The organism is Burkholderia sp. Tr-862 (genome assembly GCF_011753085.1).
GTDB lineage: Bacteria > Pseudomonadota > Gammaproteobacteria > Burkholderiales > Burkholderiaceae > Burkholderia > Burkholderia ambifaria.
Map to the genome: position 1 here is coordinate 17,078 of NZ_VWWG01000024.1, position 20,901 is coordinate 37,978.

Genomic DNA, 20,901 nt, shown 5'->3' on the forward strand with positions numbered 1-20,901 from the left:
GCCAGAACGGGATCGCGGGGCTTTCCGGGTCCGGAGATGGACTGTCCGCCTTGCGTCAACACAAGAAAATATTCATTTTTTACAAAGACTTGGAACGGTTGAAGTAAAATTCCGGTCTACACGCGGTATGCTTTCATTTTTATGACGTCGGTTCGGCCGGCGTCGCTCTCACCACAGGTAACTGCCTTGTTGAATTCCCTGCTCGATTTTCTTTCCCACGGGCTCCTGCGTTTTTCGTGGTGGCAGGTCGCGCTGTTCGCGCTCGCCGTCACGCACGTCACGATCATCGGCGTGACGGTCTACCTGCATCGCTGCCAGGCGCACCGCGCGCTGGAGCTGCATCCGATCGCGAGCCACTTCTTCCGCATGTGGCTGTGGATGACGACCGGCATGCTGACGGGCCAGTGGGCCGCGATCCATCGCAAGCACCACGCGAAGTGCGAAACCGAGGAAGATCCGCACAGCCCGCAGACGCGCGGGATCTGGAAGGTGTTCCTCGAAGGCGCGGAGCTGTATCGCGCGGAAGCGAAGAACGAAGAAACGATGCGCAAGTTCAGCCACGGCACGCCGAACGACTGGATCGAGCGCAATCTGTACTCGAAGTACCCGATCCTCGGCGTGAGCCTGATGATGGTGCTCGACGTCGCGCTGTTCGGCGTGCTCGGCCTGACCGTGTGGGCCGTGCAGATGGTCTGGATTCCGTTCTGGGCAGCCGGTGTCGTGAACGGCTTCGGGCACTTCTGGGGCTACCGCAACTTCAACTCGGCCGATGCGAGCACGAACCTGTTCCCGTGGGGCATCGTGATCGGCGGCGAAGAGCTGCACAACAACCACCACACGTTCGCGACGTCGGCGAAGCTGTCGAACAAGTGGTACGAGTTCGACATCGGCTGGATGTACATCCGCATCATGTCGGCGTTCGGTCTCGCGAAGGTGAAGAAGGTCGCGCCGACGCCGCGCCTGAACAAGCCGAAGACGGTGCTCGACCAGGAAACGCTGCAGGCCGTGTTGTCGAACCGCTACGAAGTGATGGCGCGCTACGGCAAGGCCGTCAAGCGTGCCTACCGCCAGGAGCTCGCGCACCTGAAGGAGCTCGGTTCGAGCGAGAAGTACCAGCTGATGCGCGGCGCGCGCAAGTGGTTCCACAAGGACGCCGACGGCCTCGACGAGCCGCAGAAGAAGCTGCTGCCGGAAATCTTCGCGAACAGCCAGAAGCTGCAGACGTACTTCCAGCTGCGCCAGGATCTGGCCGCGATCTGGGATCGCTCGACCGCATCGCGCGAACAGCTGCTCGCGCAATTGCAGGATTGGTGCCATCGCGCGGAACAAAGCGGCATCAAGGCGCTGCAGGAATTCGCGACACGTCTGCGTCGCTACGCCTGATTCGAAATCGATTAGAATCTAAGGACGTCACAAACCCCGCGTTGGCGGGGTTTTTTCATTTGGGCCGCCGGTTTTTGAAGGCCGATCGGCAGGGTGGATTGGTATGAGGCTTGGGGCAGTGCATTCGATGCCCCGGGCGTGCGCAGAGGATGGGATCGGAGGAAGCGCTAAAGCACTGACTCTGGTCGACCGCGAAGCATGGGACCAGAGTAAGTGCTAAAGCACTAACTCTGGTCGACAGGAGATATGGAGATGCAATCGACGATCAAACCCGTCGAGTACGACCGGCCCGTCGCAGCAGGGACCGTGTGCGGCGTGGGGCAAGCATGGGCCAAGGTGCCCGACGCGCCGTCCCCCGAGGAGCGCGCTGCACTGAAAGCGCGCATCAAGGCGCTGCTCGCACGTGAAAAGGCCGTGCTCGTCGCTCACTACTACGTGGATGCCGAGCTGCAGGAACTGGCCGATGAAACAGGCGGCTGCGTCGCCGATTCGCTCGAAATGGCCCGCTTCGGCCGTGACCACGATGCGCAGACGCTCGTCGTCGCCGGCGTGCGCTTCATGGGCGAAACCGCGAAGATCCTGAGCCCTGGCAAACGCGTGCTGATGCCCGACCTCGATGCGACCTGCTCGCTCGATCTCGGCTGCCCGGCCGACGAATTCTCCGCGTTTTGCGATGCGCATCCCGATCGCACAGTCGTCGTCTACGCGAACACCAGTGCCGCCGTGAAGGCGCGCGCGGACTGGATGGTCACGTCGTCGATCGGCCTCGAGATCGTCGCCGACCTGCACGCGCGGGGCGAGAAGATCATCTGGGCACCCGATCGCCATCTCGGCAGCTACATCCAGAAGAAAACTGGCGCGGACATGCTGTTGTGGCAGGGTTCGTGCCTCGTCCACGACGAATTCAAGGGCATCGAGCTCGACCTGCTGCGCGCCGAATATCCGGACGCAAAGGTGCTCGTGCATCCCGAGTCGCCGGAAAACGTCGTCGCGCAGGCGGACGTCGTCGGCTCGACGACGCAACTGATCGACGCCGCCGTGAAGCTCGACGCGACGCACTTCATCGTCGCGACCGATCTCGGCATCCTTCACAAGATGCAGCTCGCGGCGCCCGGCAAGACCTTCATCGCCGCGCCGACGGCCGGCAACAGCGCGACCTGCAAGAGCTGCGCGCATTGCCCGTGGATGGCGATGAACGGCCTCGCGAACCTCGCCGACGTGCTCGAGCGCGGTCACAACGAGATCTTCGTCGATCCCGCGATCGGCGTGCGTGCGCGTCTGCCGATCGACCGAATGCTCGATTTCGCAGCGGCGCACAAGAAGCGCGTGCAGGCGAGCGGCGATCTGCAGCGCGACCAGCAACTGTTCGCGAACGTGGGGGCTGCGTAATGACCGGCTCCCGCGCTCATATTCGTCCGCTGTCGACCGAAGTTGGCGCTTCGGCGCTCACTCTGGTCCCGTGCACCGCGCCCTCCGAAGGGGCGGCCGCCTTGCTTGAGGGCGGCGCGCCGGAAGGCGCCGTTACGACCGCAGTCTCTCCGCTGTTCGAGGTCGTCCGCGCGCAATACGGTGCGGCATTCGAGGAAGCAATCGCGCGCAACGTCGTCGATGCGATCGCCGAAGACGTCGGCACGGGCGACCAGACCGGGCGGCTCGTGCCGGCCGGCGAGCGGCGCCGTGCGCGCATCATCGTGCGCGAGGAAGCGGTGCTGTGCGGCGTGCCATGGTTCGAGGCCGTCATCGCGCGGATCGATCCGTCGATCGTCGTGCAGTGGCGCTATCGAGAAGGCGACCGGATGACGCCGGATTCGACCGTCTGCGAACTCGAAGGGCCGGCGCGCGCACTGTTGACGGCCGAGCGCAACGGGCTGAATTTCCTGCAACTGCTGTCGGGCGTCGCGAGCGCGACGCGTCGTTACGTCGATCGCGTCGAAGGCACGCGCGCGAAGATCCTCGATACGCGCAAGACGCTGCCGGGCCTGCGGCTCGCGCAGAAGTACGCGGTGCGGGTCGGCGGCGGCGAGAACCAGCGTCTCGCGCTTTACGACGGCATCCTGATCAAGGAAAACCACATCGCGGCAGCAGGCGGCGTCGGCGAAGCCCTCGATGCGGCGTTTGCGCTGGATTCCGGCGTGCCGGTGCAGGTCGAAGTCGAGACGCTCGCGCAGCTCGACACGGCGCTCGCGCATGGCGCGCAATCGGTGCTGCTCGACAACTTTACGCTCGACATGATGCGCGAAGCGGTGCGCGTCGCGGCCGGCAAGGCCGTGCTCGAAGTGTCGGGCGGCGTCAATTTCGATACGGTGCGCACGTTCGCGGAAACGGGCGTCGACCGCATCTCGATCGGCGCACTGACGAAGGACGTGCGCGCGACCGACTATTCGATGCGGATCGTCGACTGACCTCGCGGCATGTCGTCTGACGAAAAGGGCCGTTGGCGTGCAAGCGCCAACGGCCTTTTTCTGTATGGCGGCCGCCCCCGGGAGGGCGTACCGGTCAGCGGCGCGAGCGCGGCGTGAGCACGCTCGGCAGCGCCTTCGGCAGCGTGTGCGGCCAGTCGCGGCTGTAGTGCAGCCCGCGGCTTTCGCGGCGCGAGTATGCGCTCTTCACGATCAGCGTCGCGACGTCGACCAGATTGCGCAGTTCGAGCAGGTCGCGCGTCACGCGGAAATTCGCGTAGTACTCGTGGATCTCGTCGCGCAGCAGCGACAAGCGGTGCTTCGCGCGTTCGAGACGCTTGTCGGTACGCACGATGCCGACGTAGTTCCACATCAGCCGGCGCAGCTCGTCCCAGTTGTGCGCCACGACGACTTCCTCGTCCGCATCCGACACGCGGCTTTCGTCCCATGCGGGCAGCGTGGCCGGCGTTTCGGCGTCGAAGCCGGCCGCCTCGATCGCCTCGGCCGCCGCGCGGCCGATCACGAGGCATTCGAGCAGCGAATTGCTCGCGAGCCGGTTCGCGCCGTGCAGCCCCGTGTACGACGTTTCGCCGACCGCATACAGGCCCGCGAGATCGGTGCGCCCAGCGAGGTCGGTGACGACGCCGCCGCACGTGTAGTGCGCGGCCGGCACGACCGGAATCGGCTGCCGGGCGATGTCGATGCCGAATTCGAGGCAGCGCGCGTGGATCGTCGGGAAGTGTTCGCGCAGGAACGCTTCCGGCTGATGGCTGATGTCGAGATACACGCAGTCGATCCCGCGCTTCTTGATCTCGAAGTCGATCGCGCGCGCGACGATGTCGCGCGGCGCGAGTTCCGCGCGCGGATCGTGCGCGGGCATGAAGCGCGTGCCGTCCGGCAGCTTCAGCAAGCCGCCTTCGCCGCGCACGGCTTCCGAGATCAGGAACGATTTCGCATACGGATGGAACAGGCAGGTCGGGTGGAACTGGATGAATTCCATGTTCGACACGCGGCAGCCCGCGCGCCACGCCATCGCGATGCCGTCGCCGGTCGCGGTGTCGGGGTTCGTCGTGTACAGGTAGACCTTGCCGGCGCCGCCGGTCGCGAGCACCGTGTGCGGCGCCTCGATCGTGATCGTGCGGTCGTTGTCGACGTCGAGCGCATACAGTCCGTGACAGCGGCGGCCGGGCAGGCCGAGCCGGTCCGACGTGATCAGGTCGATCGCATGGTGGTTTTCGAAGAACGTGATGTTCGGATGCTGGCGCGCGCGGTCGGACAGCGTCGCAAGCACCGCATGGCCGGTCGCGTCGGCCGCATGGATGATCCGGCGGTGGCTGTGGCCGCCTTCGCGCGTCAGATGGAAGCCGAGTTCGGCCGCATCGTCCTTCGTGAACGGCACGCCTTGCGAGATCAGCCATTCGATCGCTTCGCGGCCGTGCTCGACGATGTAGCGCGTCGCCCCTTCGTCGCACAGCCCGCCGCCGGCGACCAGCGTGTCGTCGACGTGGTTCTGGATGCTATCCGCCGAGTCGAGGACAGCCGCGATACCGCCTTGCGCGTTATCGCTCGCCCCCTCCATCATCGAACGTTTCGCGATCAGCGCGACACGTCGCGTGCTGGCCAGGTTGAGTGCGACCGACAGCCCTGCCAGGCCGCTGCCGACGATCGCCACGTCGAATTTCATGCTGCATCTCCATCGTTACGCTTTAGATCTTGTGCGTTCCGTCGGCCGTGGCCGCGGAAAGGGAAGAGCATACCGCGTCGGGCCCGCGCGCGCGTGCGCAAAACAAAAAGCCCCGCATGTGCGGGGCTTTTTGGTCGCCGTCAGGCTGCAGAAACCGGAGATTACTTGATCTTGGTTTCTTTGTATTCCACATGCTTGCGGACGACGGGATCGAACTTCTTGATCGCCATCTTTTCCGGCATGTTGCGCTTGTTCTTCGTGGTCGTGTAGAAGTGACCCGTGCCAGCGGTCGACTCGAGCTTGATCTTGTCGCGTGCGCCTTTTGCCATGATTATGCTCCTTGGGCTTAGGCTTCGCCGCGTGCGCGCAGGTCAGCGAGCACGGAATCGATGCCGTTCTTGTCGATCAGGCGCAGGCCGGCGTTCGAGACGCGCAGGCGCACCCAGCGGTTTTCGCTCTCTACCCAGAACCGGCGGTTTTGCAGGTTCGGCAGGAAGCGACGCTTGGTCTTGTTGTTGGCGTGGGAAACGTTGTTGCCGCTCATCGGCGCTTTCCCAGTTACTTGGCATACGCGTGCCATGAGAGCACTCCTAATACGCTAAATTCGGGGTTCGATCGCCGATGAAGGTTCCATCGTACCGCCACGTGATCCATGGCTGCACTCAGAACGCCGAAGCCCTTACAGACAAGGCCCTTCGATGGCTAGAACTGGTTGGAAAAAAGACAGACGATGATTCTAGCAGAAAAAGTTCAGAAAAATCAAACCCAATTTCGCTTCATCGTCGCGGCGCCCCCGGGGCGGGTCGCCGGGCCACAGTCTACAGCCAACCGGCACGCGCGAACGAAAATGTATCGGCGGTGCCGACGACCACGTGATCGAGCAGCTTCGCGTCGATGAGTGCGAGCGCCTCGTTGAGCACGCGAGTCAGCCGCCGGTCTTCGGCGCTCGGCTGCACCGCGCCGGACGGGTGGTTGTGCGCGATGATCAGCGCGGCGGCATTCAGCACGAGCGCGCGCCGCACGATCTCGCGCGGATAGACGGCCATCCGCGTCAGCGAGCCGCGGGCGCTTTCTTCCACGTCGATGAGGCCGTGACGGGCGTCGAGGTACAGCGTGACGAACACCTCGTGCGGACGCGTGCCGATCCTGAGCCGCAGATAGTCCTCGACCGCGCCCGGCGAGTCGATCTGCAGCCGCTCGCGCGCTTTTTCGACCAGCGCGCGCCGCACGATCTCGGTCACGGCGATCAGCACCGCTGAGCGCGCCGTGCCGATGCCCGGGTGCGTGGCGAACACGTCCGGCTCCGCATCGAGCATATCGCGCAGCGAGTCGCCGAACCGGGCGAGCAGCGCGCGGGCGCTGGCGAATACATCCCGGCCGCCGCCGCCGGTGCCGAGCAGCAGCGCGATCAGCTCCGCGTCGGTCAGCGCGGCCGGCCCGCGTTCCAGCAACCGCTCGCGCGGCAGATGCGGCTTCCAGTTGCGCGGGCGACGCTTGCGCGGCCGGGCCGCGCCCGTGTGGCGGGCTGGAGCGGCCGGGGCATCGACGGTGTCGCGACATTCGGTCGCCGGGGCGGCGAGGCAGGGTGACAGCATGAGCGAAACTCCATTGGCGGCGGGCGTGGATGCGACGTCGTCGCACTTTCAGCCTTGCGCGCTCAGGTGACTTACAATATTGGCTTTGCGCCGGGCCTTTCGGCCAGTTCGGGCGCCGACGAACACGAGTAATTCATGAGCCTCATCGATCTATCCGAAGTGAAGCCCGGTTCCCATGTCACGCTGCATTACCGGCTTGCACTGGCCGACGGCGCCGACATCGTCAACACCTTCTCCGACAAGCCCGCCACGCTGCTGCTCGGCGCGGGGCAACTGGCGCCCTCGCTGGAACAGATTCTGCTCGGGCTGCGGGTCGGCGACCATTCGACTTTTCAGCTAACCCCCGAGCAGGCGTTCGGTCCCCGCAATCCCGACATGCTCCAGCGCGTGACGCTGTCGACGCTGCGCGAAAACGGGATGGTCGGCGACGATTTCACGCCGGGCGAGCTGATCGAGTTCAACGCGCCGGACGGCGGCCGCTATGCAGGGGTGCTGAAGGAAGTCAGCGAAACCTCGGCGCTGTTCGACTTCAATCATCCGCTCGCGGGCCAGGCGCTCACGTTCGAAGTGAAAATCATCGGAATCCTGTAATCATGAGTACCACCGATACGCTGTCCGGGCAGACCGTCGCCGCCGATGCCGAAATCCTGCTGGCCCAGCCGCGCGGCTTCTGCGCAGGGGTCGACCGCGCCATCGAGATCGTCGAGCGCGCGATCGCGATGCACGGTGCGCCGATCTACGTCCGTCACGAAATCGTCCACAACAAGTACGTGGTCGAGGATCTGAAGAAGAAGGGCGCGATCTTCGTCGAGGAACTCGAGGAAGTGCCGGCCGGCAACACCGTGATCTTCAGCGCGCATGGCGTGTCGAAAGCCGTGCGCGACGAGGCGGACGTGCGCGGGCTGCGCATTTACGACGCAACCTGCCCGCTCGTCACGAAGGTGCACGTCGAAGTGGCGAAGATGCGCCAGGACGGCGTCGACATCGTGATGATCGGCCACAAGGGCCATCCGGAAGTCGAGGGCACGATGGGGCAGGTCGAGCGCGGCATGCATCTCGTCGAAAGCGTCGAGGACGTCCAGAAGCTCGAGCTCGCCGATCCCGAGCGCATCGCGCTCGTCACGCAGACGACGCTGTCCGTCGACGACGCGGCCGAGATCATCGGCGCGCTGAAGTCGAAGTACCCGAAGATCCGCGAGCCGAAGAAGCAGGACATCTGCTACGCGACGCAGAATCGCCAGGATGCGGTGAAGTTCATGGCGCCGCAGTGCGACGTCGTGATCGTCGTCGGCAGCCCGAACAGCTCGAATTCGAGCCGCCTGCGCGAAGTGGCCGAGAAGCGCGGCGTGGCCGCGTACATGGTCGACGCACCCGACCAGATCGATCCCGCGTGGGTCGCAGGCAAGCGCCGCATCGGCGTGACGGCCGGCGCATCGGCGCCCGAAGTGCTCGCCCAGGCCGTGATCGCGCGGCTGCGCGAGCTCGGCGTGCGCAACGTCCGCGCACTCGACGGCATCGAGGAAAACGTGTCGTTTCCGCTGCCGCGCGGCTTGAACCTGCCGCCCGCCGTCTGATTGCCGCATCGCACTCGCGGTACGCCAAAAGCGCGCCTCCGGGCGCGCTTTTTTTTGCGTCATGAAAAACGAGATCGCAACCATTATTCACATTAATAGTGCAACCCGGTTGCTATCCCCGCGCTTAACCGTCTCTCAAAATTGGTTGCAATGCAGGAAAACCCCATCGAATCAGGAATATTGGCGTCCTGTAAATGGAGTTACAATGCGCCCGTTTTCAGGCCGGAATGGCTTTGGAATCGGGTTTTGGGAAGGCGCGGGAGACCTATTCGATGCATGTGAGGTTGGCTTACGCCAGGTTCGTCGCCGCACCGGTTGCAATGCTTGCCGGTCGCAGCAAAAAGAGCGACGACGGGGCGGGTGGGGAGGCTGCGGCATACGCAGTACCGGCGAGCAGCGACGTGCACGCTGCCGGAACCGGTCGTGCGACGCCGGCGGCGTACCGCATCGCGCAATCGGACGGTGACAAGGATAACGGGGCACGTTTGGCGATCGAGGATTTCAACGCGCAGGGCCCGAAGATCGGCATGCATTCGGCACGGCGGGCAGCACTCGCCGGCAGCGCTGCGGCCAACCGGGCGACGGGCACGTGGTTCGCCCGACAACGAGCCGCCGACCGTGATGCGGCGGCAGCAGGGCGCGTCATACGACCGACGCCCGGGTTTCGGGGCAACACAGGCAGCGTGCAGATGTCAGTGATCCCCTTTCATTTCGATTCGACGAAACGGCATGTCGCCGCGACCCGCGGCGCGGCGGGCGGCCTGCTTCGTTTCACGAATTCCGACGCAGTCCTGACGAAAGTCGGGCACCACCTTCGCGATGCCCGTTCGGGCGCCGCGCGGGCGGCGGCGGACGGCCGGTTTGCCGAACAGGCGACGGCGTCCGGCATCGGAGCGCAAATCCTTGGCGACAATGGCATGTGCGCCGTCAAGGTGGTCGAGCCCGCGGGCGACGCGGCGCGGAACCTGATCTGCCCGGACGCGGGGTTCGCCCCGGCCCGGACGGAAAAAGGCGTGGACTTCGGTAAACCGGAGGCCGGCCGTTTCGGCACGCTGCCCTACGACTTCAAGGAGGCCAAGTACACCGTCCTCGATGTCGTGACGATTTAGCGACAGGACTCTTGATGGCACCGGAACAGTGCGGTGCCGTTTTTGTATCCGCTCCGGCGGCAGGTCCGGCCGTACAGGCCGGGCGGCGCGCGCCGGGACGATCCACCCTTACCGGTATCGACTAGTACCCGCAGTGTCGCCGAGAAGGCGCGATTCCTCGCTTACCCGCGGGGCGCAACGTCCTCCGGCAGCATGGGCCAAGGAGCTTTAAATGGATATTTTCGTCCAGCAGGTTCTCAACGGGCTGGTGCTCGGCAGTGTGTACGCCATCATCGCGTTGGGCTACACGATGGTGTACGGCATTCTCGGCATCATCAACTTCGCGCACGGCGACGTGCTGATGATCGGCGCGATGGTTGCGCTGTCGGCCATCACCGTGCTGCAGAACCATTTCCCCGGACTCGGCAACGTCGCGACGCTGACGATCGGCTTGGGCATTGCGGCGGTCGTGTGTGCGTTCGTCGGTTTCGCGATCGAGCGCGTCGCGTACCGGCCGCTGCGCCGCGCGCCGCGCCTCGCCCCGCTGATCACCGCGATCGGCGTGTCGATCCTGCTGCAGACGGCCGCGATGATCATCTGGTCGCGCAACCCGCTGCCGTTCCCGCAATTGCTGCCGACCGATCCGATCAACGTGATCAAGGCGACCGACGCGACGCCCGGCGCCGTGATCTCGGTCACTGAAATCGTGATCATCGCGGTGGCGTTCATCGTGATGGGCGGCCTGCTGCTGCTCGTGCACAAGACCAAGCTCGGCCGCGCGATGCGTGCGATCGCCGAAAGCCCGAATACGGCAAGCCTGATGGGCGTGAACCCGAACTTCGTGATTTCCGCGACGTTCATGATCGGCTCCGCGCTCGCCGCGCTGGCCGGCGTGATGATCGCGTCCGAATACGGCAACGTGCACTTCTACATGGGCTTCATCCCCGGTATGAAGGCGTTCACGGCGGCGGTGCTCGGCGGTATCGGCAACCTCGGCGGCGCGATGGTGGGCGGCGTGCTGCTCGGCCTGATCGAGCAGCTCGGTGCCGGCTACATCGGCAACCTCACGGGCGGCGTATTCGGCAGTAACTACCAGGACGTGTTCGCCTTCATCGTGCTGATCATCGTGCTGGTGTTCCGTCCGTCGGGCCTGCTGGGCGAACGTGTCGCGGATCGCGCGTAACGGAAGGGGAGCAAACAACATGACATCCATTCAACCGATCGAATCCTCGACGTCGCTCGTCGAAGAACGCAACACCACCAAGACCGTCATCATCGGCATCCTGACCGCGGCCTTCGTGATCGCGGCGCCGATCATCATCGGCTCGGCCGGCGGCAACTACTGGGTCCGCGTGCTCGACTTCGCGATGCTGTACGTGATGCTCGCGCTGGGTCTGAACGTGGTGGTCGGCTTCGCCGGCCTGCTCGACCTGGGCTACATCGCGTTCTACGCGGTGGGCGCGTACACGGCGGCGCTCCTGAGCTCGCCGCACCTGACCTCGCAGTTCGAGTGGATCGCGGCGCTCGCGCCGAACGGGCTGCACATCCCGTTCCTGCTCATCGTGCCGATCGCGATGGCGCTGGCGGCCACCTTCGGGATCCTGCTCGGTGCGCCGACGCTGCGCCTGCGCGGCGACTACCTGGCGATCGTGACGCTCGGCTTCGGTGAAATCGTCCGGATCTTCATGAACAACCTCGACCGTCCGGTGAACATCACCAACGGCCCGAAGGGGATCACGGGCATCGATCCGGTGCACGTCGGCGGCTTCAACCTGTCGCAAACGCACACGCTGTTCGGCTTCCAGCTGCCGTCGGTGTACATGTACTACTACCTGTTCGTGCTGTGCTCGCTGCTGGTGATCTGGGTCTGTACGCGCCTGCAGCACTCGCGTATCGGCCGCGCGTGGGCGGCAATCCGCGAAGACGAGATCGCGGCGAAGGCGATGGGCATCAACACCCGTAACGTGAAACTGCTCGCGTTCGCGATGGGCGCATCGTTCGGCGGCCTGTCGGGCGCGATGTTCGGTTCGTTCCAGGGCTTCGTGTCGCCGGAATCGTTCACGTTCTGGGAATCGATCGTCGTGCTCGCCTGCGTCGTGCTCGGCGGCATGGGTCACATCCCGGGCGTGATCCTGGGCGCGGTGCTGCTCGCGATCTTCCCGGAATTCCTGCGCTCGACGATGAGCCCGCTGCAGCATGCGCTGTTCGGTCACGACATCGTCGATACGGAAGTGATCCGCCAGGCGCTGTACGGCCTCGCGATGGTGATCATCATGCTGTACCGCTCGGAAGGCCTGTGGCCCGCGCCGAAGCATGAGGACAAGATCGCGAAACTGGCGAAGCGCGCCAGCAAGAAGCCGGTGCGCGCTTAATCGACGGACACAGGGGATACACACATGAGCGACAAGCAAATCCGACTGTCCGTGCAGGGCGTGAACAAACGCTTCGGCGGGCTGCAGGCATTGTCCGACGTCGGCCTGGAGATCAAGGAAGGCGAGATCTACGGGCTGATCGGCCCGAACGGCGCCGGCAAGACGACGTTCTTCAACGTGATCACGGGCCTCTACACGCCGGACTCCGGCGAGTTCAAGCTGGATGGCACGGAATACAAGCCGACCGCGGTGCACCAGGTCGCGAAGACGGGCATCGCGCGCACGTTCCAGAACATCCGCCTGTTCGGCGGGATGACCGCACTCGAGAACGTGATGGTGGGCCGCCACGTGCGCACCAAGCACGGGCTGCTGGGCGCGGTGTTCCAGACGCCGGCCGAGCGCAAGGAAGAGCGCGAGATCAAGGAGCGTGCGATCGAGCTGCTCGAATACGTCGGCGTGCTGCAGTACGCCGACTACACGTCGCGCAACCTGTCGTACGGCCACCAGCGCCGGCTGGAAATCGCGCGGGCCCTTGCCACCGACCCGAAGCTGCTCGCGCTCGACGAGCCGGCGGCCGGGATGAACGCGACCGAGAAGGTCGAACTCACGCGCCTGCTCGACAAGATCCGCTCGGATGGCCGCACGATCCTCTTGATCGAGCACGACGTGAAGCTCGTGATGGGTCTGTGTAACCGGATGACGGTGCTCGATTACGGCAAGGTGATCGCCGAGGGTCTGCCGCAGGACGTGCAGAAGAATCCGAAGGTGATTGAGGCATATCTCGGCGCAGGGGTGCACTGATGGCAGCGGCAATGTTGAAAATCAAGGGCTTGCAGGTCAACTACGGCGGCATCCAGGCCGTCAAGGGCGTTGACATGGAAGTCCGTCAGGGCGAGCTCGTGACGCTGATCGGCGCGAACGGCGCAGGCAAGACCACGACGATGAAGGCGATCACGGGTCTGAAGCCGTATTCGGCGGGCGATATCGAGTACGACGGCAAGTCGATCAAGGGCGTGCCGTCGCATGAGCTCCTGAAGCGCGGCCTCGCGATGGTGCCGGAAGGCCGCGGGATCTTCGCGCGGATGTCGATCATCGAGAACATGCAGATGGGCGCGTACCTGCGCAACGACAACGAGCAGATCAAGAAGGACGTCGACCGGATGTTCGGCTTCTTTCCGCGCCTGAAGGAGCGTGCGACGCAGCTGGCCGGCACGCTGTCGGGCGGCGAGCAGCAGATGCTGGCGATGTCGCGCGCGATTCTGTCCAAGCCGAAGCTGCTGCTGCTCGACGAGCCGTCGATGGGCCTGTCGCCGATCATGGTCGAGAAGATCTTCGAAGTGGTGCGCGAGATCTCGAAGGAGGGCATCACGGTGCTGCTGGTCGAGCAGAACGCACGCCTCGCGCTGCAGGCGGCCGACCGCGGCTACGTGATGGACTCGGGCACGGTCACGATGGAAGGCGATGCGAAGCAGATGCTCGACGATCCGAAGGTGCGGGCCGCGTATCTGGGTGAATGAGCGGGCCCGGGGCGGCGCGGCGGCGGATGCCGGCGTGTCCCGCCAGGGTTTTCGAAAGGCTGTCACGGGATCTCGTGACAGCCTTTTTTTCGTGCGGCGCGCCCGACGGCGAACTGTGCGCGCGGATGCGACTCCATTGATTCGATAGTGACACCGGCCGTCCGCAACCGGCCGTCCGCTACCGGCCGTCCGCAACCGGCCGTCCGCAAACCGACACGCGGGCTGTGTAGCATGGTCGATCCATCGGGATACGGAGAGCACGCATGAGTCTGGACTACGGTTTCGTGAAGGCGAAGGTGACGTCGGTGGCGAAGCTCAAGGGCTCGCCGCACGGCAGCGAAATCCAGTATCACATTCACCTGACGCTCGCGTTGCCGGCGGGCGACTGGGACGTCGCGATCAACGTCGGCACCAACGACGCGGACGACCTGCTGAACTACAAGCTCGTCTACGATTTCCATCATCCGGTCACGGCGACGCTCGCGGCCGCGGCCGAAGGCTATACGGATCTCACCGGGCAAACGGCGCTGCCGGCGCTCGACTATCTGCGCAGCGACATCCTGAACGAGACGGGCGCATGGCGCGCCAGCGCCGTCATGGACGGCACGGAGAGCGCTGAGCCGATTCCGTCACTGCTGCGGCTAGTCAACGCCGCGCAGTCGCAAGAGCTCGACGTCGTCGTGTTCGGCCGCACGTATGCGCAAGGCAACGGCATCCACGACACGCACATGAACCAGGGTTCGACGGGCTCGAACTACCTGCACCGCGCGGGCAACGACCACAACGATCACAACGACGTGTGGCAGGACGGCGCGTTGATCGTGCGCGTGAGCGATACGCAATGGGCCGCGTATTTCGCGGCATTCGAGAAGCAGGCCGTGCCGACCGACGCGCTCGGCAATCCGCTGCCGGACGCGGGGCCGATCACGCGCTGAGGAGGGCGACTGCCGGCGTCGTCAGGCGGCCGGCAGCGTCTTGCCGAACGAGATGCGTTCCTCGACGCGATAGCCGAGCGCCGCATAGAAGCGGCACGCATCGTCGTTGCCGGGCAGCACCTGCAGATTGATCTTCAGGCAGCCGCGCGCGGCGAGCGCGCGTTCCGCATGCGCGATCAGCGCGCGGCCGATGCCGAGTCGCCGCGCGTCGTTCGACACACCGAACGAGTAGAGCCAGCCGCGATGTCCGTCGAAACCCGCCATCAGCGTGCCGACCACCCGTGCGCCGCAGGTCGCGACGAAGAACAGCTCCGGCTGCGTCGCGAGCTTCAGCTCGATCGATCGCAGCGGATCGCGGTGCGGCGGCGCGCCGGCTTCGTCGTACTGCGGGAATGCGTCGCGCCAGACGGCAAGCACGGCATCGGTGTCGGCGCGTTCGAACGGGCGGATGGCGACAGCATCGGCGGCAGCATCCATCGCGGCGGTCTCCTTAGAGCGTGTCGAGGATCGACCGCAGCATCGCCATCATCTGGTCGATTTCCTCGGTCGTCACGGTCAGCGCGGGCATGAAGCGCAGCAGGTTCGGGCGCGCCGCGTTCAGCAGCAGGCCGTCGGGCTGCATGTCGCGCGCCTTCTCGACGATCTGCGGGCCGATGTCCTTGCCGAGCAGCAGCGCGCGCAACAGGCCTTCGCCGCGTTCGCCCTCGAAGCCGCGCTCCTCCGACAGTTCGAGCAGCTTGCGCTTCAGGTATTCGCCGCGCGCCCGCACGCCTTCGAGGAAGCCGGGTGCGACGAGTTGCGAAATCACCGAATAGCCGGCCGCCGTCATCAGCGGGTTGCCGTTGTAGGTGCCGCCCTGGTCGCCGGCCTCGAATACCGCGACGTCGGCCTTCGACAGCAGAGCCGCGAGCGGTACGCCGCTGCCGATACCCTTGCCGAGCGTCATGATGTCCGGCTCGATGTCGGACAGCTCGTACGCGAACAGCGTGCCCGCGCGGCCGCAGCCGCTCTGCACTTCGTCGACGATCAGCAGCAGGTTGTGCTGCTTCGTCAGCGCGCGCAGCTCGCGCATGAACTCGGGCGTCGCCGGAATCACGCCACCTTCGCCCTGGATCGGCTCGAGCATGACCGCGACGGTCTTGTCGGTGATCAGCTTCTCGACCGAGTTGATGTTGTTCAGTTCGGCCTTCGGGAAGCCCGGCACCTGCGGCGCGTAGATCGTGTCCCAGCCCGGCTTGCCGCTGGCCGACATCGTCGCGAGCGTGCGGCCGTGGAAGCTGTGGTCGAACGTGATGATCTCGTACGCGCCGTTCCTGAACTTGCGGCCCCACTTGCGGGCGAGCTTGATCGCGCCTTCGTTGGCCTCGGCGCCGCTGTTCGTGAAGAACACCTTGTCGAATACGCTGTGCTGCGTGAGCAGCGCCGCGAGCTTCGCCATCGGCTCGTTGTAGAACGCCGGCGACGGGTTCAGCAGCTTTTCCGCCTGGCTCTTCAGCGCGTCGACAACGCCATCATTGCAGTGGCCGAGGCTGTTGACGGCCCAACCCTGGATGAAGTCCAGATAGCGCTTGCCCGTGTGATCGTAGAGCCACGAACCCTTGCCGTGCGTAAACACGATGTCGGGGCGGTTCGTGATGTACATCAGCGAGTCGATCGGGTAATCGTTCAGGGGCATGGCAGCAGACTCCAGCGGGCGTTGAAAGGGAAACGGGCAATAAAAAAGCCACGGAAGGCCGTGGCTGGTGGATCGAACAGCTTGTGCGTAACCGGTGAAGCGGAGGAGGGTTACGCGCGAGTCCGTGACGAGCCGGCGGCATCCGGGCGGAGCGGCGAGCGGCGACGTCGGAGAGCGGACAGGAAGCGGTTCATGTGCGCAAGCATAAGGCATCCCGCGCCCCACTGTAAACCGCCGCGATGCCACGGATGTGACACGGCGGAGCACAGCGGCAGGCGCGGGCGCGCCCGGTGCTCAGACCGGATGTGCGAGATCGGCGGCGCTCGTGAACGAGTCCGCGTAGAACTCGTCGGCCGGCAGCGCGTGGTGTTGCGTAAAGTCGCGCTGCGCGGATTCGACCATCACCGGCGCGCCGCATGCGTACACCTGGTAGCTCGACAGATCGGGCAGATCCTCGATCACCGCGCGGTGGACGAAGCCGGTGCGACCGGTCCACTGGTCGGCGTCGTCCGGCTCGGACAGCACCGGCACGTACTTGAAGTTCGGGATCTCGCGCGCCCATTGCTCGGCGAGCTCGCCGAGGTAGAGATCCTTCTTGCGGCGCGCGCCCCAGTAGAGCGTCATCGGGCGCGTGACGCCCGTGTGCTTCACGTGCTCGATGATCGCCTTGATCGGCGCGAAGCCGGTGCCCGACGCGAGCAGCACGATCGGCTTGTCGGAATCCTCGCGCAGGAAGAACGTGCCGAGCGGGCCTTCGAAGCGCAGGATGTCGCGCTCCTTCATCGCGCCGAACACGTGGTCGGTGAACTTCCCGCCCGGCATGTGGCGGATGTGCAGCTCGACCGGGCCTTCCTCGTGCGGCGCGTTCGCCATCGAGTAGCTGCGGCGCGAGCCGTCCTTCAGGATGAACTCGACGTACTGGCCCGCGAGGTATTGCAGGCGTTCGTTGGCGGGCAGCTGCAGCTTCACGACCATCACGTCGTCGGCACGGCGCTCGAGCGCGGCGATCCGGCACGGCAGCTTCTTCACCTGCACGCCGTCGACGCCGGCGATCTCACGCACGTCGATCTCGAGGTCGCATTGCGCCTTCGAGCAGCACAGCAGCGCGAGGCCGCGCGTGCGCTCGTCGTTGGACAGTGCGGACGCGGCGTGCGGGCCCTGTTCGATCTGGCCCGACACGATCTGGCCCTTGCAGGAGCCGCACGCGCCGTTCTTGCACCCGTACGGCAGATGGACGTTCTGGCGCAGCGCCGCCGCCAGCACGGTTTCGTCCGACTCGACCTGGAACTGCCGGCCGCTTTGCTTGAGAGTAACGTTGAATGCCATAGAACCAAATAGAACAAAATGGGAGAACCGTGCATGTCGCGCACGGCAGCTACAATGCAAACCCGTTGCGCGCCGCGCAACGGTGGCTACTGATTTCGCAACCAACATGATCGCGACTCGAATCCTGCGCCGCCCGCGCGCACTGATCGTCGGCTGCGGCGACGTCGGCCTGCGCTGCGTCGCGCAATGGCGCGCCGCGCGCTGCGACCTGCGCATCGTCGCGCTGACGAGCCATCCGGGCCGCTGCGACGAATTGCGCGCGGCAGGCGCGACGCCGATCGTCGGCAACCTCGATCGCCGGGCGACACTCGGACGGATCGCCGGGCTCGCCCGCACGATCCTGCATCTCGCGCCGCCGCAATCCGACAGCAGCGACGATCGCCGCACCCGTGCGCTGATCGCCGCATTGTCCGTGCCTGCGCGGCGAACCGCCGCACCGTCGGTATCCGCGGTCGGCCGGCTTCGCACGCTGCGCGTCGCGACCCGACAGGCCGGTGCGCTCGGTCGGGCAGCGCGTATTGTACCCGACGCCCTTCGCGCACCGACGCTCGTCTACGCCAGCACGACGGGCGTCTACGGCGATTGCGGCGGGGCGCGAATCGACGAAACGCGGCCGCTGCGCCCGGCGAATCCGCGCGCGTTCCGGCGCGTGTCGGCCGAGCGTCAGCTGCGGGCGGCGACGGTGCGCGGCGCACTGTCCGCGCGCATCGTGCGCATTCCCGGCATCTACGCGGCGAACCGGCTGCCGCTCGCGCGGCTCGAGCGCGGCACGCCGGCGCTCGATGCGGCCGACGACGTCTACACGAATCACATTCACGCGGACGATCTCGCGACGATCCTGCGCCGCGCGGTCGTGCGTGGCAAGCCGGCGCGCGCCGTGCACGCGTCGGACGACAGCGAACTGCGGATGGGAGAGTATTTCGACCGGGTCGCGCGGGTGTTCGGCCTGCCGCCGCCGCCGCGCATCAGCCGCGCGAACGCCGAGCATCAGCTCGAGCCGACGCTGCTGTCGTTCATGCGCGAGTCGCGGCGCCTGTCCAATGCACGCCTCAAGACCGAATTGTGCGTGACGTTGCGCTACCCGACCGTAGACGAATTCCTTCAAACGCTCGCGCCGCGCGGCGCGTCAGGTCAGCGCCGGTAACGCCTCGATCAGCAGGAAGCACAGCAACGCGCCGATCAGCGCGCCGATCAGGTTCGGATGATATTTGTGCTTCCTGTGCATCGTGGCCAGCAGTGCGCCGATCACGATGGCGCCCACGACCGCGAACGCGATCATCACGTACGACAGTTCCAACGAATGATTGATGTTCATGATGTCTCCCCCTGCATCGCTGCTCGTACAGCTTGTGATTTCAGTATAGCGGGGGTTCGTGCGGCCGCGATGCGGCCGGACACCGAACGGTCGTGCGGATTTTCCCTTAGAGGGTTTTGACGGAATCGCGCAGCGCTGACAGGTCGCTTTCCCCGAGCCAGCGCCACGCGCCGGGCGCGAGGTCGTCCGGCAGCGTGAAGCCGCCAATGCTTTCGCGGTGCAGCGCCTCGACGCGGTTGCTCGCCGCGGCGACCATGCGTTTCACCTGATGATATTTTCCTTCGAGGACGGTCAGCGCGAGCGCGTGCGTGTCGCGCGCGTGGGCGGCGACCGCCGCGATCGGCTTCGGCTCGCCGTGGAGCTGCACGCCGGCGCGCAGCGCGTTCAGCTGGGTGTCGTCGAGCGGGTGGCGCACGGTCGCGACGTAGGTCTTCGGCACCTTGCGCTTGGGCGACGTGTAGGCGTGCACGAACTGGCCGTCGTCGGACAGCAGCAGCAGGCCCGTCGTGTCCTGGTCCAGGCGGCCGACACACTGCACGCCGCGTGCGATGAGCGGCGCGGGCAGCAGGCTGAACACGCTCGCGTGGTGTTGCGGGTCCCGCGAACACTCGTAGCCGGCCGGCTTGTTGAGTGCGAGATACGCGCGGGCGTGGAACGGCCATGCGGTGTCATCGACCGTGAATACGAGGCCGTCGGTGTCGAACGACGCGTCAGGGTCGGTCGCGCTCGCGCCCGCGACGGTGACGCGGCCCGTTTCGATCAGGCCGCGGCACTGGCGGCGCGAGCCGAAGCCCTGCGTGTAGAGAATGCTTTCGAGATCCATAGCGCGCGCATTCTATCAAGCGGCGTGCCGGCACCGGCACGAACGCGCTCGCGCTGGTAAGCTCCCGGAGCGCTGCGCGCGTTCATTCTTCACGGAAAGTCCATGCCATTCGATTCGCTGCTGTTCGGCCGGCAGGCCGCCGCCATCGTGCTGGCCGCAACGGTTTCGTCGGCCGCATTCGCGCATGCGCACGTCGCGAGCAGCGACCCTGCCGCGAACGCGGCGCTGGCCGCCGTCACCATCGCGTTCACCGAGCCGCCGGAGCCGGCATTCAGCTCGATCGTCGTCGTCGACGGCGCAGGCAAGCCGGTGTCCGACGGCCAGGCGAAGATCGACGCCGCGAACCGCAAGCGCATGACGGTGCCGCTCACCGCGCTCGGCGCAGGCGCCTATACGGTGAAATGGGTGGTCGTCGCGGCCGACGGACATCGCACGCAAGGGATGTATGGCTTCAGCGTGAAGTAGTGCCACTGTGGCGGCAGGCCCGTGCCAGGGCTGCCGTCGTCTTCATCCGACACGGAGGTTCCCGCATGAATCCGACGACGCTCGATGCACTCGCCGATTTTCCCCGCCAGCTCGAAGCCCATTTCGCCGCCGTGCCCGACGGCTACGCGCGCTGGACCCCCGACGACTGGAGCGGAATCCCGAGCGAGCACTTCTCGCCGCTCGGGCAGCTCTGCCACGTGCGCGACATCGAGATCGACGGCTATCACGTGCGGCTGCGGCGGATGCTCGAAGAAGATCATCCGCTGCTCGTGTCGGTCGACGGCGACGCGCTTGCGATCGAACGCCGCTACGACGCCGCTTACGCCTCCGATGTGCTCGCGGCGATTCGCGACGCCCGGCGCGAGACGCTCGACCTCGTGGCGCGCATCACGCCCGCGCAGTTCGCCCGCACCGGCGAGTTCGAAGGCTACGGCGCGCTGACCGTGCGCGGCCTCCTGCACTACCTGTGCAGCCACGACCAGCAGCATCTGGCCGGCATGCAGTGGCTGCTCGGCAAGATCGACGCAGAGCTGTACGCACGCTGACTCGTGCGGCCCGGTGGCCGGGCATCGTGTCGCGTCGAGCAGGTTGAGCGGCCGTTGTCGGTGCGGCAGCCCACCATTCCGGCCGAATGATTGGGCCGCGTTTCTGGATAATTCATCCAGCCGTGCCCGGCTGACCGTCGCGTCGTGCGTGCCTACACTCCTGGCTTCATTCAACGCTAAAAGG

At 65.7% G+C, this 20,901-nt stretch carries 23 protein-coding genes; 14 read left to right on the top strand and 9 right to left on the bottom strand.

What is annotated here, in order from left to right; genetic code table 11:
• The first annotated feature begins 186 nt into the window (after window positions 1-186).
• The 3 genes from F3J14_RS10320 (at window position 187) to nadC (ending at window position 3,785) form a co-directional block, all read left to right on the top strand.
• Entirely contained in the window at window positions 187-1,383 is a 1,197-nt protein-coding gene (locus F3J14_RS10320) for an acyl-CoA desaturase (RefSeq protein WP_166722882.1), read from the top strand.
• A 252-nt stretch (window positions 1,384-1,635) separates the two neighbouring features.
• A complete protein-coding gene (gene nadA, locus F3J14_RS10325; protein WP_165751891.1) occupies window positions 1,636-2,772 on the top strand; it encodes a quinolinate synthase NadA in 1,137 nt (378 codons plus the stop codon).
• A complete protein-coding gene (gene nadC, locus F3J14_RS10330; protein WP_247682182.1) occupies window positions 2,772-3,785 on the top strand; it encodes a carboxylating nicotinate-nucleotide diphosphorylase in 1,014 nt (337 codons plus the stop codon). The genes nadA and nadC overlap by 1 nt, the downstream gene beginning before the upstream one ends.
• A gap of 94 nt (window positions 3,786-3,879) precedes the next feature.
• On the opposite strand, the gene nadB is transcribed toward nadC, so the two are convergent.
• The 4 genes from nadB to radC all read right to left on the bottom strand — a co-directional run bounded on the left by nadB (window position 3,880) and on the right by radC (window position 7,061).
• Window positions 3,880-5,466 (bottom strand): L-aspartate oxidase, encoded by a 1,587-nt coding sequence (gene nadB, locus F3J14_RS10335; protein ID WP_006750054.1) that lies wholly within the window; start codon window positions 5,464-5,466, stop codon window positions 3,880-3,882.
• A 161-nt stretch (window positions 5,467-5,627) separates the two neighbouring features.
• Window positions 5,628-5,795, bottom strand: a complete 168-nt coding sequence (gene rpmG / locus F3J14_RS10340; RefSeq protein WP_006478046.1) for a 50S ribosomal protein L33 — start codon at window positions 5,793-5,795, stop codon at window positions 5,628-5,630.
• Window positions 5,796-5,812: 17 nt separating this feature from the next.
• Window positions 5,813-6,046, bottom strand: coding sequence for a 50S ribosomal protein L28 (gene rpmB / locus F3J14_RS10345; RefSeq protein WP_004186391.1), 234 nt, complete (start codon window positions 6,044-6,046; stop codon window positions 5,813-5,815).
• 238 nt (window positions 6,047-6,284) lie between these two features.
• Window positions 6,285-7,061 carry a DNA repair protein RadC gene (radC, locus tag F3J14_RS10350; RefSeq protein ID WP_166722884.1) on the bottom strand — a complete coding sequence of 259 codons (777 nt, stop codon included), beginning with the start codon at window positions 7,059-7,061 and terminating at the stop codon, window positions 6,285-6,287.
• A 135-nt stretch (window positions 7,062-7,196) separates the two neighbouring features.
• On the opposite strand from radC, the gene F3J14_RS10355 reads away from it, so the two are divergent.
• The 8 genes from F3J14_RS10355 to F3J14_RS10390 all read left to right on the top strand — a co-directional run bounded on the left by F3J14_RS10355 (window position 7,197) and on the right by F3J14_RS10390 (window position 14,547).
• Window positions 7,197-7,652 (top strand): peptidylprolyl isomerase, encoded by a 456-nt coding sequence (locus F3J14_RS10355; protein WP_166722885.1) that lies wholly within the window; start codon window positions 7,197-7,199, stop codon window positions 7,650-7,652.
• A 2-nt stretch (window positions 7,653-7,654) separates the two neighbouring features.
• The gene (gene ispH, locus F3J14_RS10360; RefSeq protein WP_006750051.1) at window positions 7,655-8,635 is read left to right on the top strand and encodes a 4-hydroxy-3-methylbut-2-enyl diphosphate reductase; all 981 of its coding nucleotides are present in this window, start codon (window positions 7,655-7,657) and stop codon (window positions 8,633-8,635) included.
• A 272-nt stretch (window positions 8,636-8,907) separates the two neighbouring features.
• A complete protein-coding gene (locus F3J14_RS10365) occupies window positions 8,908-9,744 on the top strand; it encodes a branched-chain amino acid ABC transporter (RefSeq protein ID WP_166722918.1) in 837 nt (278 codons plus the stop codon).
• A 211-nt stretch (window positions 9,745-9,955) separates the two neighbouring features.
• Complete coding sequence (locus F3J14_RS10370; RefSeq protein ID WP_166722886.1) at window positions 9,956-10,906, top strand: branched-chain amino acid ABC transporter permease; 951 nt, start codon at window positions 9,956-9,958, stop codon at window positions 10,904-10,906.
• Between the two features lie 19 nt (window positions 10,907-10,925).
• Window positions 10,926-12,095, top strand: coding sequence for an ABC transporter ATP-binding protein (locus F3J14_RS10375; RefSeq protein ID WP_166722887.1), 1,170 nt, complete (start codon window positions 10,926-10,928; stop codon window positions 12,093-12,095).
• 24 nt (window positions 12,096-12,119) lie between these two features.
• A complete protein-coding gene (locus tag F3J14_RS10380; protein WP_006750047.1) occupies window positions 12,120-12,896 on the top strand; it encodes an ABC transporter ATP-binding protein in 777 nt (258 codons plus the stop codon).
• On the top strand, window positions 12,896-13,612 hold the full coding sequence (locus F3J14_RS10385; protein ID WP_006750046.1) for an ABC transporter ATP-binding protein: 717 nt from the start codon (window positions 12,896-12,898) through the stop codon (window positions 13,610-13,612). Before F3J14_RS10380 ends, F3J14_RS10385 begins: the two co-directional genes overlap by 1 nt.
• 263 nt (window positions 13,613-13,875) lie before the next feature.
• Complete coding sequence (locus tag F3J14_RS10390) at window positions 13,876-14,547, top strand: DUF2278 family protein (protein WP_166722888.1); 672 nt, start codon at window positions 13,876-13,878, stop codon at window positions 14,545-14,547.
• Between the two features lie 21 nt (window positions 14,548-14,568).
• Here F3J14_RS10390 and F3J14_RS10395 read toward each other — a convergent pair whose 3' ends face one another.
• From F3J14_RS10395 to F3J14_RS10405, 3 genes are all read right to left on the bottom strand, one after another.
• Window positions 14,569-15,024: a GNAT family acetyltransferase gene (locus tag F3J14_RS10395; RefSeq protein ID WP_059531751.1), complete on the bottom strand. Its 456-nt coding sequence runs from the start codon at window positions 15,022-15,024 to the stop codon at window positions 14,569-14,571.
• Window positions 15,025-15,037: 13 nt separating this feature from the next.
• Window positions 15,038-16,222, bottom strand: a complete 1,185-nt coding sequence (locus F3J14_RS10400; protein ID WP_166722889.1) for an acetylornithine transaminase — start codon at window positions 16,220-16,222, stop codon at window positions 15,038-15,040.
• A 294-nt stretch (window positions 16,223-16,516) separates the two neighbouring features.
• Window positions 16,517-17,548 carry a CDP-6-deoxy-delta-3,4-glucoseen reductase gene (locus tag F3J14_RS10405; RefSeq protein WP_166722890.1) on the bottom strand — a complete coding sequence of 344 codons (1,032 nt, stop codon included), beginning with the start codon at window positions 17,546-17,548 and terminating at the stop codon, window positions 16,517-16,519.
• A gap of 106 nt (window positions 17,549-17,654) precedes the next feature.
• Between F3J14_RS10405 and F3J14_RS10410 the strand changes: the two genes are divergently transcribed.
• Window positions 17,655-18,692: an NAD-dependent epimerase/dehydratase family protein gene (locus F3J14_RS10410; RefSeq protein WP_166722919.1), complete on the top strand. Its 1,038-nt coding sequence runs from the start codon at window positions 17,655-17,657 to the stop codon at window positions 18,690-18,692.
• Here the strand turns inward: F3J14_RS10410 and F3J14_RS10415 are convergent.
• Together F3J14_RS10415 and F3J14_RS10420 are read right to left on the bottom strand one after the other, a co-directional pair.
• Entirely contained in the window at window positions 18,675-18,863 is a 189-nt protein-coding gene (locus F3J14_RS10415; protein WP_166722891.1) for a hypothetical protein, read from the bottom strand. The genes F3J14_RS10410 and F3J14_RS10415 overlap by 18 nt on opposite strands.
• Window positions 18,864-18,969: 106 nt before the next feature.
• Entirely contained in the window at window positions 18,970-19,686 is a 717-nt protein-coding gene (locus F3J14_RS10420) for a 16S rRNA pseudouridine(516) synthase (RefSeq protein WP_166722892.1), read from the bottom strand.
• Between the two features lie 102 nt (window positions 19,687-19,788).
• Between F3J14_RS10420 and F3J14_RS10425 the strand changes: the two genes are divergently transcribed.
• Both F3J14_RS10425 and F3J14_RS10430 read left to right on the top strand, forming a co-directional pair.
• Entirely contained in the window at window positions 19,789-20,151 is a 363-nt protein-coding gene (locus tag F3J14_RS10425; RefSeq protein WP_166722893.1) for a copper resistance protein CopC, read from the top strand.
• Window positions 20,152-20,216: 65 nt separating this feature from the next.
• The gene (locus F3J14_RS10430; protein ID WP_166722894.1) at window positions 20,217-20,717 is read left to right on the top strand and encodes a DinB family protein; all 501 of its coding nucleotides are present in this window, start codon (window positions 20,217-20,219) and stop codon (window positions 20,715-20,717) included.
• Window positions 20,718-20,901 lie beyond the last annotated feature (184 nt).

Bases quoted from the DNA above. Each gene is read 5' to 3' on its own strand.
- nadA (WP_165751891.1), top strand. From the start codon at position 1,636: ATGCAATCGACGATCAAACCCGTCGAGTACGACCGGCCCGTCGCAGCA.
- nadC (WP_247682182.1), top strand. From the start codon at position 2,772: ATGACCGGCTCCCGCGCTCATATTCGTCCGCTGTCGACCGAAGTTGGC.
- nadB (WP_006750054.1), bottom strand. From the start codon at position 5,466: ATGAAATTCGACGTGGCGATCGTCGGCAGCGGCCTGGCAGGGCTGTCG.
- rpmG (WP_006478046.1), bottom strand. From the start codon at position 5,795: ATGGCAAAAGGCGCACGCGACAAGATCAAGCTCGAGTCGACCGCTGGC.
- rpmB (WP_004186391.1), bottom strand. From the start codon at position 6,046: ATGGCACGCGTATGCCAAGTAACTGGGAAAGCGCCGATGAGCGGCAAC.
- radC (WP_166722884.1), bottom strand. From the start codon at position 7,061: ATGCTGTCACCCTGCCTCGCCGCCCCGGCGACCGAATGTCGCGACACC.
- F3J14_RS10355 (WP_166722885.1), top strand. From the start codon at position 7,197: ATGAGCCTCATCGATCTATCCGAAGTGAAGCCCGGTTCCCATGTCACG.
- ispH (WP_006750051.1), top strand. From the start codon at position 7,655: ATGAGTACCACCGATACGCTGTCCGGGCAGACCGTCGCCGCCGATGCC.
- F3J14_RS10365 (WP_166722918.1), top strand. From the start codon at position 8,908: ATGCATGTGAGGTTGGCTTACGCCAGGTTCGTCGCCGCACCGGTTGCA.
- F3J14_RS10370 (WP_166722886.1), top strand. From the start codon at position 9,956: ATGGATATTTTCGTCCAGCAGGTTCTCAACGGGCTGGTGCTCGGCAGT.
- F3J14_RS10375 (WP_166722887.1), top strand. From the start codon at position 10,926: ATGACATCCATTCAACCGATCGAATCCTCGACGTCGCTCGTCGAAGAA.
- F3J14_RS10380 (WP_006750047.1), top strand. From the start codon at position 12,120: ATGAGCGACAAGCAAATCCGACTGTCCGTGCAGGGCGTGAACAAACGC.
- F3J14_RS10385 (WP_006750046.1), top strand. From the start codon at position 12,896: ATGGCAGCGGCAATGTTGAAAATCAAGGGCTTGCAGGTCAACTACGGC.
- F3J14_RS10390 (WP_166722888.1), top strand. From the start codon at position 13,876: ATGAGTCTGGACTACGGTTTCGTGAAGGCGAAGGTGACGTCGGTGGCG.
- F3J14_RS10395 (WP_059531751.1), bottom strand. From the start codon at position 15,024: ATGGATGCTGCCGCCGATGCTGTCGCCATCCGCCCGTTCGAACGCGCC.
- F3J14_RS10400 (WP_166722889.1), bottom strand. From the start codon at position 16,222: ATGCCCCTGAACGATTACCCGATCGACTCGCTGATGTACATCACGAAC.
- F3J14_RS10405 (WP_166722890.1), bottom strand. From the start codon at position 17,548: ATGGCATTCAACGTTACTCTCAAGCAAAGCGGCCGGCAGTTCCAGGTC.
- F3J14_RS10410 (WP_166722919.1), top strand. From the start codon at position 17,655: ATGATCGCGACTCGAATCCTGCGCCGCCCGCGCGCACTGATCGTCGGC.
- F3J14_RS10415 (WP_166722891.1), bottom strand. From the start codon at position 18,863: ATGAACATCAATCATTCGTTGGAACTGTCGTACGTGATGATCGCGTTC.
- F3J14_RS10420 (WP_166722892.1), bottom strand. From the start codon at position 19,686: ATGGATCTCGAAAGCATTCTCTACACGCAGGGCTTCGGCTCGCGCCGC.
- F3J14_RS10425 (WP_166722893.1), top strand. From the start codon at position 19,789: ATGCCATTCGATTCGCTGCTGTTCGGCCGGCAGGCCGCCGCCATCGTG.
- F3J14_RS10430 (WP_166722894.1), top strand. From the start codon at position 20,217: ATGAATCCGACGACGCTCGATGCACTCGCCGATTTTCCCCGCCAGCTC.